Here is a 16295-nt window from a genome sequence, read left to right as displayed (position 1 = left end):
ATCGGCCGACCACGACGAGGGCCCGGCGGAGGTGGCCGGAAATCGTCGATCGGACCGGGAAGGTGGTGGCGGTGCCCGACCTCGATGACGGACCCGGCCACGACCGGCCGGCGTTCGACGTGCTGGTGCTGGCCGAGCTGAACGTCGACGTGATCATGCGATCTGACCGATCCCCACAGTTCGGGCAGGTGGAACTGCGGGTTCCGTCCGGTGCGATCACCCTGGGCAGCTCGGGGGCGATCACCGCCGCGGCACTGGCCTCGCTCGGTCTGCGCGTCGCCCTCTGCGGAGTGCTGGGCGACGATCCCGTCGGGGACATGGTGCTCGAGATGCTGGACGATCTGGGTGTGGACCGCAGCGCGATCACCCGGCGGCCGGCCCGGGGCAGCGGGATCACGTTGGTGCTGAGCAGATCTGACGGAGATCGCGCACTCATGACGTTTCCCGGCACGATGTCGGACTTCACCGTCGCAGACGTACCGGAGTCGCTGCTGCGCAGCAGCCGGCACGTCCACATCAGTTCCATCTACCTCCAGAGCGGGCTGGTTCCCGGACTACCCGCGCTGCTGTCGAAGCTCGACCCGGCGGTCACGGTCTCGCTGGACCCGGGGTGGGATCCCGGGAGCACCTGGACGACGGTCGAACCGGTGCTGCCGCATCTGACGTGGTTCCTGCCCAACGCCAACGAGTGCGTGTCGGTGGCCGGCGGCGACGACGACCCGGAGTCGGCGGCCAGGAAGATCGCCACCCTGGGACCGACCGTGGTGGTCAAGCTGGGCGCCGACGGCGCACTGATGGCCCCGTCGGACGGCGGGCCCACGGTCCGCGTCCAGAGCCGGGCACGGGAGCCGGTCGACACCACCGGAGCCGGCGACAACTTCAACGCCGGGTTCATCGCTTCGGTGCTGGGCATGGTGCTACCGGGCGGGTCCCCGGAGGCACTGGCCCTCGGATGCGCCTGCGGCGCCATCTCCACCGCGGGCATCGGAGGTACCGGGCGTCTTGCCACGCCATCGGAAGCCGCCGAACTCGCCCGGTCCCTCCTGGGATCCGGCGCCGGACCGACCACCGAGCACGACACGACCGGAGGCGCGCCGCAGGACGCGGCGCGCCCGGACCTGGAGCATCGATGAGCTCGTCAACGCCGTCAGCGCCGGAGAATTCACGGTCGGCCGACGCGCGGTCGGAGAGTTCGCGGTCGGCCACGGAACAGGAGCTCTACAGTCAGCCGGACATCTGGGCCAGGGTTCTCGCTGACTCCCCGGTGCACCGGGGCATCCTGCCCGCAACCGGCCGACCGGTGTTGTTCGTCGGATGCGGCACCTCCTACTACATCGGAGAGTCCTACGCCCGCCTGCGCAATGCGGCCGGGCTCGGCCGGACGCGGGCCGCCATCGCTTCCGAGATCCCCTACGTCGAGCGCGACGAGGTCATCCTCGTGCTCTCGCGGTCCGGGACGACCGGTGACGTCAACCGGATCGCCCGCGAACTGGGACAGGACCACCACGTCGTCGGGATCATCGGCGATCCGGCGACACCGTTGCCCGCCCTGTGCGACGAGTACGTCCTGCTGGACTACGCCGACGAGATCTCGGTGGTGCAGACCCGGTTCGCGACGTCGGCGCTGACGGCACTGCGCGCCTCGCTCGGAGCGGATCTGTCCGGCCTCGTGCAGGACGCCCGGGCTGCCCTGGCCGAGCCCCTGCCCGATCCGCTCCCGGACCACGTGGTGTTTCTCGGGCACGGCTGGACGATCGGCGTGGCCAACGAAGCCGCACTCAAATGCCGTGAGGCGGCAGGATTCTGGACCGAGGCCTACCCGGTGATGGAGTACCAGCACGGGCCGATCGCGGCGGCCGGGCCCGGCACGTTGGTGTGGTCGTTCGAACCGCTCCCCGACTTCATCGCAGACGCGGTGAAGGCCACCGGCGCCCGGGTGCACGTCCCGAACCTGGATCCGCAGGCACAGTTGGCCACCGTCCACCGACTGGCGGTGGCCCTCGCCGTCCGGGCCGGACGCGACCCCGACCACCCCCGGTTCCTGTCACGTTCGGTCCAGCTGACCTGACCTGACCTGACCTGACCTGGTCGGTCGGTCATCGTGATCGCCGCCACCGGGCGGCAGATGCCATCAGGAGTAGCGGTGGTTCTTCTCCGAGTGGCCGGCCGGGCGGCGGCAGAGACGATTGTTCATGCTGCGGTGGCCGCAGAGCGCTTCCGACACCTCGGCCTCGACCTCCGGCACTGCTCGAAGTGTCTCGACCGCCGGATTGCCTCCGCGATCCGCCGGTGCCGCGGTCGAGGCGACGGGGCCCTCTGATTCCAGAGTCGGCCTGCGGCGGGGCGCAGCGGACGCCGGCTGACCGGAGGTCGCGGTCTTGTTCGCGGCCCGCGCGGCATACCGGGCTTCGCGCATGGCCTGCATCGCGTCGACTTTGCTCATCACGTCAGAATAGGTGCTCGGACCGACGGCGTCCTCCGGCGGCGATCGGCCGCCTGACCGCGAGATTCAGATCTCCGGCTCCGCCTCGGCCAGGGGTGCTCTGCCCGTCGATGCCGGGCGCGGCGCACCACGGCACGGATCGGCAGGACCGCAAGCGCCATCACCAGACCGTTGACCGGGACCCGCCACATCGTGGGCTCCGGAAAGACGAGATAGGCCGCCACCGCGCCGGCCACCACGGCCAGCATCCCCGTGACACCCGCGACGGCCAGCAGCACCGACCGCTCCGATGCGCGACCCCTCGCATTTCGGAGCGGCGATGGCGCCTCCGAGTGCGAGGTGAAGTCGTCGACGGCTGTCATGGGACATTCCTCTGGTCGGTCTGCAGGTGCGGGTGACGGCGATCCGATCGACGGCCGCGGTGTCAGGAGCAGTACGAGCCGCCCCTGATACCGCCAGGATTTCTCCGGTATCGACTTGCGGTGGGACGCCGTGCCCGGCCGGACGGTTCCCGTCGAGCACTGATTTCCCGGTGTGACCCAGACGTTGCCGCGTCCCCCAGACGCGGCGGTCGCAGGCGAAGACCTCCCGGCCACCAGATCCGCTCGACAGGCCCTACTGTGCTGCCGGTACCGATCGCCTGCTGATCATCTCATTTGCACTGCTGCGGTCAACGCGCAAATGGCGAATGCACTCCGCCGGGCGACACCCGACGGAGCAGAAACATCCGTTCGAGCGGCGTCGGCAGAACAGAAGTGAACGCTGGGCGATCATTTGTCGTCGATCGCCGTCCGATCACTGCGTCAGCGCTCCAGCGGAACGGCGGACGAAGGTCGGGACGGAACCGGGACGCGATCTCGATCGCGGCGACACCGCGGTCAGGCCAGGGGCACGGGGTCCAGCAGAGCGAGGTCCTGCAGCACGCAGTCCTGGACACTGCGCCTGGGTGTGTTCGGAACCGGTCCCCCGAAGCCGATGCGCAGAACGGCCTGCGGGTGGACCTGACCTCCGAGCAGGTCGCGGACCCGGTTCCGCACCGGTTCCACCTCGATCAGCTGGGACAGGAACGAGGCCGCGAGGCCCAGGCTGGTGGCCTGCAGCAGGACGCGCTCCATCGCCTGCCCGGCCTGGATCTGCGCCCGCCAGGAATCGGAGTACGTGCAGAGCACGGCCACCAGAGGACGTTCCTCGAAGTCCCGACCCGCGGGGCGTTCATCGCGCCCCGGTCGGCCGAAGTCACGCAGGGTCCAGACGTCCTGCGGCGCCGGTGCCGGCCCGGCGGCGGAGACCGGTACGCCGTCGAAGGTGTGGTCGCGGCCCGTCCAACTGGTCCACTCTGCGGCCCAGGCCGGATCCAGCTGCTGGGCGCGATGTGCCTCGTGGGACCACCGTGCCAGGTCTGCCAGGGACGCGGGATCGGTGACCATCCGCAGACTGGTCTGTTCCGCCTCGGCCGCGCGGCTCAGGGTCAGCCGATGGCCGGACGGCACCTCCGCGTCGAAGAACGGCTGGCGATTGGTGCGGCGATGGGCGATCGCGCGTTCCAGATTCGCGCGGTCCGGCGTCATCCCGAACCCTGCACCGGCTTCCAGCACGGCCACCTGACCGGTCGCCGACTCCGACGACACCGTGGCGATGGTGGACACGCCATGTCGGGCCAGGGCCAGACGCAGGTTGAACAACGCCGCCCCGCAGGCGAGTCGCGTCTCCCGGCCGTCCGGGTCCGACACCGGCAACATGCGCATCGGGTCGACGTAGAGCTCGATCCGCTCCGGGGAAAGGCGGAAGGCCCAGGGCTGACTGTTGTGCAACGAAGGAGCCCGGCCGGCAGCCTCGAGCACCTGGTTGGTCTGCGCGGCGGTCAGACCGAACGGAGTGGTGATCACGTCCGCCTCCTTTGTCAGTGATGGAGTACCGGTGTCAGTGATGGACTACCGGTGTCCGTAGTGAAGTACCGACCTTCAGCCAACGCCGTTTCCCGGCCGCCGCACATGGCCGAAAGTCCTCAGGTTTCCGACTTTCGGGTCATTTCCGTCCGCTTCCGGCTCGTTCCCCCGGCGCCGGTGACCTTCGGCCCTACCCGCCCGGGTCGTGCAACTGACATGCTGGGGCTGTGACCCAGGCCATCGAACCTCCCCGCCTGCACATCGAAGAACTACTGGAACAGTTGATGGACCGGGCCGGCGAAGTGGTCGCCGCCCGCGATGGACTACGAAAACTGTTGACCGCCAACGACTCCATCATGGGCGAGCTGTCCCTGCCGTCGGTCCTGCGACGAGTGGTGGAGTCGGCCTGCGAGCTGACCGACGCGAGGTTCGGTGCCCTCGGGGTGATCGCGGCCGACGGATCGCTCGAGCAGTTCATCCACGTCGGCATCGATCCGGCCGACGTACCGGCCATCGGGCCACTGCCCAAGGGACACGGGCTGCTGGGCGCGCTGATCGCACACCCGGAGCCGATCAACCTGACCGATCTGAGTGCCGACCCGAGGTCGTCCGGCTTTCCCGCGCACCATCCGCCGATGAGCTCGTTCCTCGGCGTTCCGATCAAGCTGCGGGACGAGGTCTACGGCAACCTCTACCTGACGGAGAGCAAGTCCGGCGGGTTCACCAAGGAAGATACCGAGCTGGCCGTGTCGTTGGCCGGCACCGCGGCGATCGCCATCGAGAACGCCCGGCTGTTCCGGGACAGCCAGCGGCGTCAGGACTGGTTGGAGGCCTCGACCAGCATCACCCGCCGACTGCTGACGAAACCGGTCGAGAACGCCCTGACCGATATCGCCGAGCAGGTGCTGGTGCTGGCCGGGGCGGACGTCGTCATCGTCGTGCTACCGGTCGGTGACCAGAAGCAGTTGCGGATCGAGGTGGCCACCGGCGCCGGTGCCACCGATCTGGCCGGCCGGACCTACCCCGACAACGGAACCCTGTCGCAGGCCGCCATCGAAACCGGCCAGGCCATCCGCATCGCCAGTGCGAACAGCGCGCAGGACCTCCGGGTGCACATCTCCGACGTGGTGAAGGTCGGACCGGTGATCGCGTTGCCGCTGACCGGTTCCGGCCTGCCCAGGGGCGCGCTGCTGGCCGCGCGCCTGACGGGCAGCTCGGCCTTCTCCCTCGCAGAACTGGACATGGCGGCCACCTTCGCCGGTCATGCGGCCGTGGCTCTGGAACTGGCCGATGCGCGCGCGGTGGGCGATCGGTTGATGCTGCTGGAGGATCGTGATCGAATCGCGCGGGATCTGCACGACCACGTCATCCAGCGTCTGTTCGCGGCCGGCCTGACGGTGCAGAGCGTACTGTCGGGACGCATCCCGGACTCGGCCGATCGACTGTCCCGCGTCGTGGACGACATCGACGAGACGATCCGGCAGATCCGCACCTCGATCTTCGCGCTGCAGACCCAGCCGACCGGGGCGGTCAGCGTCCGCGCCCAGCTGCTCAAGACGCTCGACGAAGTGGCGATGACGATGGACAACGATCCTCGGATGCGCTTCTCCGGCGCCATCGACACCCTGGTCGAACCGGAAATCCTCGACGACCTGCAGGCCGTGCTGCGTGAATCACTGACCAATGCCGCCCGCCACGCCAAGGCGTCGTCGATCGAGGTCGAGGTCAGGATCGTCGAGGGGTGGCTCACCCTCGAGGTGATCGACGACGGGATCGGGATCGGCGTTCCGGTCCGCAGCAGCGGCCTGGCGAACCTGGAACACCGTGCGCTGCAACGAGGCGGCCGGTTCAGAGCGTCACCCGGGCCGGTCTGCGGAACCATACTCAGCTGGACAATTCCATTGGACAGCGAATCATCGCAAGGACGAACGCCATGACTGAAGCAACCGAGACGATCCGCCCCATCAGGGTTTTCCTGCTCGACGACCACGAGATCGTGCGTCGTGGCATCGCCGACCTGATCACGGCGGAGGACGACATCGAAGTGGTCGGTGAAGCGGGCTCGGCAGCCGAGGCGCTGGCCCGGATACCCGGCGCCCGTCCGGATGTCGCAGTGCTGGACGCGAGATTGCCCGACGGGAGCGGGATCGACGTCTGCCGTGACCTGCGGTCGGCCAATCCGGACATCCACTGCCTGATCCTCACTTCCTACGACGACGACGAAGCCCTGTTCGCCGCCGTGATGGCCGGGGCCGCCGGCTACCTGCTGAAGGAGATCCGGGGTTCCTCGCTGGTGGATGCCATTCGACAGGTCGCGGCCGGCCGGTCCCTGATGGACCCGAAGGTCACCGGGCGTCTGCTGGCCCGGCTGCGGGACGGCGAGCCCGAGGACAAGCGGATCCAGGCGCTCACCGGACGCGACCGGGAGATCCTGGCGCTGATCACCGACGGGCTGACCAATCGGCAGATCGGGGAACATCTCCATCTCGCCGAGAAGACCATCAAGAACTACGTGTCGTCGCTGCTGGCGAAACTCAACATGCAACGCCGGACCCAGGCGGCCGTCTTCGGGGCCGAGATCAAACGTTGATCGCTCGGAACCCACCGCGCCGGGCACCCGTCGACCTCGTGTACTGGGCGCGGACCACCGCCACCGGGCACGGCGCGTCAGCCAGCAGCGCGTGGCTCGTCGAGCCGACCACGAGGCTGGTGAAGCGCCCGCCGCCGCGTGTCCCGACCACGATCAGCGCCGGCGGCTGCGAGCCGGAGGCTGCGGAGGAGATCAGGTCGGCTTCCGGCCGGCCCCGCAGGACCACGGACCGGACGGGGACGTCCGGGTACTGCTCGGCCCAGCCGGACAACTGCTCGGCCAGGATGCGTCGCTCGTCCTCATCGATCTCGACCGGATCCGCCAGCAGCGGGTAGATCCGCAGGAATCCATCCAGCACGGTGTCGTCCCAGCTGTGCACGGCGATCAGCTCCGTGGCTCGCAACGAGGCCGACTCGAACGCGAAAGCCAGTGCTCGTTCGCAGCTCTCGGTGCCGTCCAGGCCCACCACGACCGGTCCGGGCGCAGCCGGACCCGCATCGGGATCCGGAACACCGGCCCGAACCACGACCACCGGACAGGACGCGTGGCCGGCCAACCGACCCGACACCGATCCCAGCAACGCCTCGGTGAACTCGTGCCGGCCGGCGGTTCCGAGCACCAGCGCGAGACAGTGTTCGGACTCCCGCTGCAGGATCTCGACCGGCAGGCCGTGGGTCAGCGTGGTGGTCACGGCCAGGCCGGGGTGGGCGGCCAATGCGGCCACCCTGGCCCGGTCGAGAATCTCCCCGCCGTGCGCCCTGACGGTGCTGCGCACTTCCGGGCCCATCCCGGCCATTCCGGGAAGGGCCGCCGACGGGGTCGAATACGCATGCAGCAGATGGAGTTCCGCCTTGCGCCGGTCCGCCTCGTCTGCGGCCCAGCGCGCCGCCGCGACAGAGGGTGCGCTGCCGTCGATACCCACGATCACGACGTTGGATCTATCGACACTCATGGTGATGACTCCTGTTTCGAACGTGGGGGAATTGGATCGACGGAGGGCCGGCAGGTAGGGCGATCAACGCATGATCGGGTGCGCGGCGACGATCGGCCGGCTGCACCACCACTTGCCGAGGCCACGGGCGGACGCGGTACCCAGCGCTGCGATGATGACCAGGCAGATGACGAAGACCAGGTGATCGTCCAGGAACGGGTTGGTCGAGCTGGTGGCGTCGCCTACCGAGGTGTGCTGCGCCATCGGCCATTCCGCGGCCCACATCAGGACCAGCAGGATCGATCCGGAGATCGCCGCAATCCGCAGCACGACGCCCAGCATCAGGGCCACTCCCACTCCCAGCAACGTCAACATGAAGAGCCAGTCGATGAAGCCGTTGCCCGCCATGCCGCGGAAGGCCGACTGGAACGGTCCGACCTGGACGTGTCCGAGAAATCCTTTCGTCGGGGAGCCGCCGTTGATCCAGGACTTCGCACCCGCAGTCGAGTATCCGAGCCCGAAGGTCTTGTCCAGGAAGGGCCACAGGAAGATCCACCCGATCGCGAACCGCAGGACCAGGATGGCGATCTGGCCGACCGAATGACGTCCGGTGACGCCGACCGTGGTGCCGGTGGTGGCGGCGCCGGTCGTGGGGACCACGGTCTGGACCGGGGTGGTCGCGACCGAGGCGGGCCTGATGGTGGTGGTCATGGCAGATGCTCCATTCGTTGGATGCCTCCTTCGACCTGTCACCCGATCTGGAGGCGCTGGTGGCGACAGCACAAATGATCGGCGCGTTCCGGCTGAACCGGCAGGGGCGAAAGTAGCCAACGGGCAAGGCCCTTGGCCTGCAAAGGTCAGCTTCGCGCGGGCCTTTGGACCCTGTTCCGACCGCCGGCCCTGCCGTTGACTGGAGGCAGGCCACCTCGGATGGGGCGGCACCGGAAACAAGGAGCCACCATGAGCACAGATACAGCACGGCCGATCGTGGTCGGAATCGACGGCTCGTCCAACAGCCTGGCCGCGCTGCGGTGGGCGCTGCGGGAAGGTGCAGCCACCGGCGCTCCGGTCGAGGTCGTGCACTGCTGGATCCCGCAGACGCTGTCGGATCTGACCTTCGGTTCCCACCACGAGCTCCGGACCGCCTCCGCCTGCATGCTGCAGAACGAAACCGTCGCTGCGCTGGCCGACATCAGCGCGTCGATGGACGAGGGCGAGTGGGTTCCACCCGTCGTCACCGAACTGAGCCTGCACGGCAATGCCCCCAGCATGCTGGTGGACCGGTCCGCGAACGCGCGGCTGCTGGTCCTGGGCGCCCGGCAGACGGCCGCGATGAGCGACCTCTTCCGGGGTACCGTCGAGGCGAACTGCCGCAAGCATGCGTCCTGCCCCGTCGTCACGCTGGACCGGCACCACGTGGTCACGTGGTACCACCCGGTCCGCTCGGCCGCGTCGGTCGGCTGACCGGCCGCGCCGTCGGCCGCACGACGGCGACTCCTCTCGGCCCGGTCATCCCGGCCGGAGGGGACCTTTGCCCCTACCCCGGGAGTACCTCCCGCGACACGATCGACCCACCTCGACCGACACGGCGAAAAGGATTCTCCCTGTGAACAACGTTGCCCTGATCGATACTGCTTCCCCGATGCAGCCCACCCTGAGCCCCCGCGAACTCGACCTGATCGACCGCTACTGGCGGGCCGCGAACTACCTGTCCGTCGGGCAGATCTACCTGCTCGACAACCCGCTGCTGCGCGAACCGCTGCTGGCCGAGCACGTGAAGCCCCGCCTGCTCGGGCACTGGGGCACGACCCCGGGGCTGAACCTGCTGTACGCCCACATGAATCGGGTCATCCGGAATCGCGATCTGAACGCCCTCTACGTGACCGGCCCTGGCCACGGCGGGCCCGGGCTCGTCGCCAACGCCTACCTGGACGGCACCTACAGCGAGGTCTACTCGGCCATCGGGCGGGACGAGGACGGAATGCGTGCGCTCTTCCGCCAGTTCTCCTTCCCGGGAGGTATCCCCAGCCATGTGGCGCCCGAGACGCCCGGGTCGATCCACGAGGGTGGCGAGCTCGGATACTCTCTCGTGCACGCCTACGGTGCGGCCTTCGACAATCCCGATCTGCTGGTGATGTGCGTGATCGGGGACGGTGAGGCCGAGACCGGCCCACTGGCCGCGAGTTGGCACTCGAACAAGTTCCTCAATCCGGTGACGGACGGCGCGGTCCTGCCGGTCCTGCACCTCAACGGCTACAAGATCGCCAATCCGACGGTACTGGCCCGCATCCCGGAGTCGGAACTGGCAGACCTGATGCGCGGCTACGGGTATGCCCCGTATTTCGTCACCGGGTCGGATCCGGCGACGGTGCACCAGGAGCTCGCCTCCACCCTCGACGAGGTCCTGGACGACATCGCTGCGATCCAGCACCGGGCCCGGACCCAACCCGGTAGCGGCGAGAAGGCCGCCCCATGGCCGATGATCGTGCTGCGCACGCCCAAGGGCTGGACGGGTCCGAAGATCGTGGACGGCGTCAAGGTCGAGGGCACGTTCCGCTCCCACCAGGTACCGCTGGCCGACACCCGCACGAATGCCGGCCACCGGGCGCAGCTGGAGGAGTGGATGCGCAGTTACCGTCCGGAGGAGTTGTTCGACGCCACCGGTGCCCTGGTCCCGGAACTGCAGGCCCTGGCCCCGCTGGGCCACCGGCGGATGAGTGCCAACCCCCATGCCAACGGCGGCCTGCTGCTGCGCGACCTGACGATGCCGGACTTCCGCGACTATGCCGTGACCGTCGAACAACCGGCCGTCGGGTCCAGCGCGGCCACCGCCGTACTCGGCGAGTTCCTGCGGGACGTCGTCGTGAAGAATCCGGATCGGTTCCGCATCATGGGCCCTGACGAGACCGCGTCCAACCGTCTGCAGGCCGTCTTCCAGGCCACCGATCGCGCCTGGGATGCCGAGATCATCGAGGGGGACGACCATCTCGCCCCCGATGGGCGCGTGATGGAGGTGCTCTCCGAGCACCTCTGCGAGGGGTGGCTGGAGGGGTATCTGCTCACCGGTCGGCACGGCCTGTTCAACTGCTACGAGGCGTTCATCCACCTGATCGACTCGATGTTCAACCAGCACGCGAAGTGGCTGAAGACCACCAGGCACATCCCGTGGCGGGCACCGATCGCATCGCTGAACTACCTGCTGTCCTCGCACGTCTGGCGGCAGGACCACAACGGACTGTCACACCAGGACCCCGGCTTCATCGACCACGTCGTGAACAAGAAGTCCGAGATCGTCCGGGTCTATCTCCCGCCGGACACGAACACCCTGCTCTCGGTCACCGATCACTGCCTCCGCAGCCGGCACTACGTGAACGTGATCGTCGCCGGCAAGAACCCGGAGCTGACCTACCTGACCATGGAGGAAGCCGTCGCCCACTGCACGCGCGGGCTCGGCATCTGGCCCTGGGCGGGTAACACCGACGGCGAGCCGGACGTGGTGCTGGGTTGCGCCGGCGACGTCCCGACGCTGGAAACCGTTGCTGCCGCGCATCTCTTGAATACCTATCTGCCGGAGTTGAAGGTCAGGGTGGTCAACGTCGTCGACCTGATGCGACTCGAGCCGGAAACCGAGCATCCGCATGGTCTGTCGGATCGTGACTTCGACGCGTTGTTCACCGCGGACAAGCCGGTCATCTTCGCCTACCACGGCTATCCGTCGCTGATCCATCGACTCACCTACCGCCGCAGCAACCACCACAACATCCACGTTCGCGGATACAAGGAGGAGGGCACCACCACCACGCCGTTCGACATGGTGATGCTCAACGATCTCGACCGCTTCCAGCTGGTGATGGACGTCATCGACCGGGTGCCCTCGCTCGGCAGCCGGGCCGCCATCGTGCGTCAGCAGATGGCCGACACGCGCCTCGCGGCAAGGGCTTACACGCGGGAGCACGGAGAGGACGACCCGGCCATCTCCGGCTGGACCCTGCCGCCGCGCAACTGACACCCCCTCCCCCGCGCCGCCCCCCGCGCTTATCAACTTCCACTGCGCTTACGATCGGGTCGATTCCAACCCCACCAGTCACAAAAAGTGCACGATGATAAGCGCAGCCGATGTTGATAAGCGCGGGGGAAGGGGGGGTGGGAGTCAGGTGCAGGTCAGGGTGGGGCTGGCCCAGTCGGCATGGTCGTTGCCGTTGCCGTCGCCCCCATCCCCGACGACGAGTTCGAGCACCTGGCCACCGGTGACCGGAACGTCGATGTTCGCGATCGCTCCCCCGCCCCTGAGCACCGGCGTCGTGGTCAGGACGGTGCCGTCCAGGATGACCGAGAACGTCACCGTGGCCGCGTTTCCGACCTCGTCGTCGACACCGACGGTGGCGGTGAACCTGGTGCACCGGCCGGCCAGGTAGATCTGGACGTCGCTCGGTGAGTTCGTGCCCAGACCCTTGGCGTACACCTTCCCGCGGATGGTGATCGGCTTTCCGTCGTTCGGCTTGTTGTCACCGTTGCTCTGATCGCGCTCGACAGGCCCCCAACCGTTGGTGGCCGACAGGAAGGGCAGATCGCTGACCTGATCGCTACCACTGGGCGGTGGTGCGGGAATCGAGCCGATGATCCGCTCGTCCCTCGGTGCCGCAGATCGACCGCCCTGCAACAGATGAGCGGTGGCCACGAGAGCGTTCACGGACGGCACCGCATCCGGGGCGGTGACGGTCCAGGTGAACTTGGCCGACGAACCACCGGCGACCCTGGCCACGGTGTCCGGGGTGGACCTGCTGGCCGTCCAACCGTCCGGCACCGCGAGGGTGGCGCTGACGCCCTGGGCGGATGGCTTGCCCTTCGGCACGGCGACCACCGCCGTGGCCACGAACTGCTGGCCGGCGCTCACCGTCGACGGGACCTGCAGCGACACCGAGGATGTCGGTGCGGCCGGCATCGCGTACACGCTGCTGACGTAACGGGTGCCGACATTCTGCGCGACCGCGAGCGAGGAGGAATAGCTGCCGTAGTTCGTCAGCGCCACCTTTCCCAGGCCTCCGCTGGTGCCGTCGAGATTCCAGACCGCGATGACGATGTCGTTCTTGCCGTGGGGGTTCAGGACTCCGTTCGGCACCGGGAAGCTGTGCTGCGGGCCGACGTAGTTGACGTAGTTTCCCATCTGCCAGCCGTTGACGAAGATCTCGGCCCGGTACCGGCGGGACGGGTCGTCGGTGAAGGTCAGGCCCAGCGAGGTGTCCTGACCCTTCGGCAGGTTCAGCGTGAGGTCGCTCTGATACCACGACACGCCCGGCGTGGTGTTCTTCGTCGGCAGTGTGACGGACTTCCATCCGGTGGTCGGGTACCCGGGCAGGGTATACCCGGCGCGTTCACCGAACAGGCCGCCGGTGTTCAGCGGGCCGCGGACGGTGTCGATCAGATTCTCGCCGCCACGGTCGCCCTGCAGACGCCAGGTGATGGTGTTGAACGGCGATCCGACGAGACCGGCCGCCGTCAGACCCCGGGCCGCCCTGTTGCCGCTGGAGGCGTTGTAGTCCTCATCGTGCCCCATGTTCACGGTCAGGACGGAGACGATGTTGTCCCCCTTCGACTTGAGCGTCCCGGCCGGGAACAAATAGGTCCTGCTCCCGTCCGTGGTGGAACTGCCGAGGAATTTTCCGTTCAGCCAGACCGAGGAGGCCGCTGCGCCTCCTCCGCTCTGCGCGGACAGGGTAATCCCGGTCTCCTTGCCGGTGGAGGTGAAACGTCCGCGGTACCAGACGTTGCCGGTGTGGAATCCGTAGTCGTCGGCGAACAGCACGGGAAGGGTGCCCGGTGTGGTGATGCTGTTCGAGGTGGTCTTGTCGGCCACCTGCCAGCTGGAGTCGTCGAAACCGACGGCTGCTTCGGGTGTCTCGGCGATGTGCTTCCAGTTGGTCAGGGCGGGCAGCACGACCGGGGCAGCCAAACCGATGACGCCGACCCGACTTCCGGACGCGCTGAGCTGGGTCTGCACCCTCTTGCCGTTCCACGTCACGCTCGTCGCGCTGCTGAACACCTCGAGCGAGTTGTCGGAAGCGTTGTCCCCGGTGAGGGCGAGGGCGGAGCCGGTGCTGACCGCGCCGCGCAGCAGATGCGTGCCGCGGACGAGCACGGGGCCGGCCGCGGTGTCCTGACGCCAGAACGTCTTCGCGGTGTCGGTGTCGGCGAGCAGCAGCAACAGCGGCGCTGCACCCTTGCCGCCGCCGCTGATCTGCACCCGGATCAAGCCGGAGTGGGTGTAGTTCAGCCGCAGGTCGCCGGTGGCCGGATCCCAGGTGGTGGTCACCGCACCACCGGTGGAGGTGACGGTCGGGCGGGTGGCGTACCGCAGCACGGTTTCCCCATCGGTCCCCTTGTCCCCGTAGAGCACTGCGACGTCACGCCGGGCGATGGTCGCGTCGGTCATGATCTCGGACGTGGAGTACTGCAGGCGATTGCTACCCACCAGGTAGTCGGCGACGACGATCTTCGAATCCCGCCCGTTGAGGGTGATGGCGGTACCCGGCTGTTGCGGGACCACCGGGTAGGTCGGCGCGGCCTGGGTGGAGGCGGGGACATCGATGGCGTCGACCGAGACGAAGGTGCCGTTGGAAGCGGTGTTCTTCAGTCCCGTGACGACGATCTTCAGGGTGTGCGGACCGGCGGCGAGACCGGTTGCCGAGTAGAACACGACCTGGGCGCCGCTTCCGTAGGTGTCGACGGTGGCCTTCTTGACGCCGTCGAGGTACACGTCGGCCGTTCCGTGGTTGCTCGCCTTCGGGCCGATCCACTGGACCGCCGTGCCGGTGAACGGAACCGTGACGCTGTCGCCCGTGGTGTTGGAGAAGGACTCCGTATTCAGGTAGTCCCCAGCGGTGTAGGACTGGTTGGCCACGTGCGACCAGGTGCCGGTGTACTGCAGGGCGGGGTTCGTGTCGTCATAGGTGTAGGAACTACCCGGCTTTGCGCCGAAGTCGATCGAGATGTGCGTCCGGTCCACCGATGTCGAGGTCGAATCGCCGTGCCGCAACACGTGGAACTGGGTCCCGGTATCGGTGTTCAACCTGGCGGTGTCGACGATCGCCGGTGAATCCGGCGGAACGACCCTGATGGGGTCGGTCTTGGTCAGCGGGGCGACGGCCTGGGTGAAGTAGCCGATCAGCTTGTCCTGGTAGTACTTCGGGTCCAGCTGACGGGTCTCGCGGATCGCGGCGCCGTAGTCGTAGGACGTGTAGTTCTCCGGCATGCCCAGCCAGCCCCAGTTGGTGCCGCCGTAGGTCATGTAGAAGCTCTGCTCGGTGGCGCCGACCGCGATGTTCTGCTTGTAGAACACGTTCGCGAACTGATCGTTGATCAACTGGGCGCACTTGTCGTAGCCCGGTCCACCCCAGGGGTCGAACGCGCCGCCCTGGAACTCCGCCGTGCCAAGGGGCTTACCGGCCACGTGGTCGTAGCTGATGTCCGGGACGCCGTTCCACTGCGTCGGGTTGCTGCAGTTGAACCCCTGCGGGTAGGAGTCGGCGGCGTCCACGGCCAGGGCTGCGTCCCCGGAGTTGAAGGTGCCGTTGTTGTTCCCGACCAACGGCACGGTGATGCCGTCGGCGGTGGCCCTGTCCTCCAGGTGCTTCATGTACGTGCGGCCGGCCGGACTGCCGTTGTAGTACTCGTTCTCGACCTGGTACTCGATCACCGAACCGGTGCCGTTGGTCAACTGGTGGCGCGCGATGATCCGATCGATCTGGCTCTGCCATTCGTCGGAGTACTTGAGGTACCCGGGGTCACTGGTCCGGGTTCCGCCCGGCGTGGTGGAGAGCCAGCCGGGAAATCCGCCGCCGTCGACCTCCGCGTTGATGTACGGACCGGGCCGGGCGATCACGTAGATGCCGACCTGGGCGGCGATGTCGAGCAGTTTGTCGACGTCGCGCACGCCGGTGAAGTCGTAGACGCCGGGCGCCGACGAGTGATAACCCCAGTCGAAGTACAGGGACGTCGCATTGAACCCGGCCGCCTTCATCTTCTGCAGGATGTCGCGCCACAGGTCCTGGCTCGGCAGGCGGAAGTAGTGGAACTTCCCCGACCACAGATAGGTCCGTTTGCCGTCCACCATGAACGAGTACCCGTCGAAGGTGACGGTGTGAGCCGCCGGGGCCTTCGTCGTGCTCGCCGCAGACGTCACCGTGGGAACCGGGACCGGGGCGTTCGCGCCATGGGGCACAGGGACTGCGCCGCCGGCGTTGCCGACGGTGAGGCCCAGGATCAATGTGACCGCGGAGATGACTGCCGAGATGCGAAAACTTCGACGACTCGACATGCAGACGACCTCTTCGTTGAGGGGCGGAATCAACAAAACATCACGCTCAGGTGGGACCCGTAGGCCTTGAAAACACCAGATGTTCGCAGACTCGAACATAAATCACACACAGCAGTCACTGCCAGATCGCA

General features: G+C 67.7%; 12 protein-coding genes. 6 read left to right on the top strand and 6 right to left on the bottom strand.

Going from position 1 to position 16295, the window contains the following annotated elements:
* The first annotated feature begins 71 nt into the window (after positions 1–71).
* Both H7F38_RS14180 and H7F38_RS14175 read left to right on the top strand, forming a co-directional pair.
* Positions 72–1133, top strand: a complete 1062-nt coding sequence (locus tag H7F38_RS14180) for a carbohydrate kinase family protein (RefSeq protein ID WP_187090482.1) — start codon at positions 72–74, stop codon at positions 1131–1133.
* Positions 1130–2068, top strand: coding sequence for an SIS domain-containing protein (locus H7F38_RS14175; protein WP_222618069.1), 939 nt, complete (start codon positions 1130–1132; stop codon positions 2066–2068). Before H7F38_RS14180 ends, H7F38_RS14175 begins: the two co-directional genes overlap by 4 nt.
* Before the next feature lie 63 nt (positions 2069–2131).
* On the opposite strand, the gene H7F38_RS14170 is transcribed toward H7F38_RS14175, so the two are convergent.
* From H7F38_RS14170 to H7F38_RS14160, 3 genes are all read right to left on the bottom strand, one after another.
* Entirely contained in the window at positions 2132–2443 is a 312-nt protein-coding gene (locus tag H7F38_RS14170) for a hypothetical protein (protein WP_187090481.1), read from the bottom strand.
* Positions 2443–2805 carry a hypothetical protein gene (locus H7F38_RS14165; protein ID WP_187090480.1) on the bottom strand — a complete coding sequence of 121 codons (363 nt, stop codon included), beginning with the start codon at positions 2803–2805 and terminating at the stop codon, positions 2443–2445. The genes H7F38_RS14170 and H7F38_RS14165 overlap by 1 nt, the downstream gene beginning before the upstream one ends.
* A gap of 516 nt (positions 2806–3321) precedes the next feature.
* Entirely contained in the window at positions 3322–4329 is a 1008-nt protein-coding gene (locus tag H7F38_RS14160) for a nitroreductase family protein (RefSeq protein ID WP_255497976.1), read from the bottom strand.
* A gap of 227 nt (positions 4330–4556) precedes the next feature.
* On the opposite strand from H7F38_RS14160, the gene H7F38_RS14155 reads away from it, so the two are divergent.
* Entirely contained in the window at positions 4557–6266 is a 1710-nt protein-coding gene (locus tag H7F38_RS14155; RefSeq protein ID WP_187090479.1) for a GAF domain-containing protein, read from the top strand.
* Entirely contained in the window at positions 6263–6919 is a 657-nt protein-coding gene (locus H7F38_RS14150; protein ID WP_187090478.1) for a response regulator transcription factor, read from the top strand. The genes H7F38_RS14155 and H7F38_RS14150 overlap by 4 nt, the downstream gene beginning before the upstream one ends.
* Here the strand turns inward: H7F38_RS14150 and H7F38_RS14145 are convergent.
* The gene (locus H7F38_RS14145; RefSeq protein WP_187090477.1) at positions 6909–7871 is read right to left on the bottom strand and encodes a universal stress protein; all 963 of its coding nucleotides are present in this window, start codon (positions 7869–7871) and stop codon (positions 6909–6911) included. The two genes, H7F38_RS14150 and H7F38_RS14145, sit on opposite strands and share 11 nt — an antisense overlap.
* 63 nt (positions 7872–7934) lie before the next feature.
* Positions 7935–8561 carry a DoxX family membrane protein gene (locus H7F38_RS14140; protein ID WP_187090476.1) on the bottom strand — a complete coding sequence of 209 codons (627 nt, stop codon included), beginning with the start codon at positions 8559–8561 and terminating at the stop codon, positions 7935–7937.
* Between the two features lie 249 nt (positions 8562–8810).
* On the opposite strand from H7F38_RS14140, the gene H7F38_RS14135 reads away from it, so the two are divergent.
* Both H7F38_RS14135 and H7F38_RS14130 read left to right on the top strand, forming a co-directional pair.
* The gene (locus H7F38_RS14135) at positions 8811–9314 is read left to right on the top strand and encodes a universal stress protein (protein ID WP_187090475.1); all 504 of its coding nucleotides are present in this window, start codon (positions 8811–8813) and stop codon (positions 9312–9314) included.
* Between the two features lie 178 nt (positions 9315–9492).
* Entirely contained in the window at positions 9493–11856 is a 2364-nt protein-coding gene (locus H7F38_RS14130) for a phosphoketolase (RefSeq protein WP_187094711.1), read from the top strand.
* Between the two features lie 144 nt (positions 11857–12000).
* Here the strand turns inward: H7F38_RS14130 and H7F38_RS14125 are convergent, their stop codons facing one another.
* Positions 12001–16164, bottom strand: a complete 4164-nt coding sequence (locus tag H7F38_RS14125) for a beta-galactosidase (RefSeq protein WP_187090474.1) — start codon at positions 16162–16164, stop codon at positions 12001–12003.
* Positions 16165–16295 lie beyond the last annotated feature (131 nt).

Source organism: Nakamurella sp. PAMC28650, from assembly GCF_014303395.1.
Taxonomy (GTDB): domain Bacteria; phylum Actinomycetota; class Actinomycetes; order Mycobacteriales; family Nakamurellaceae; genus Nakamurella.
This window is presented reverse-complemented; position numbering and strand designations above follow the sequence as displayed.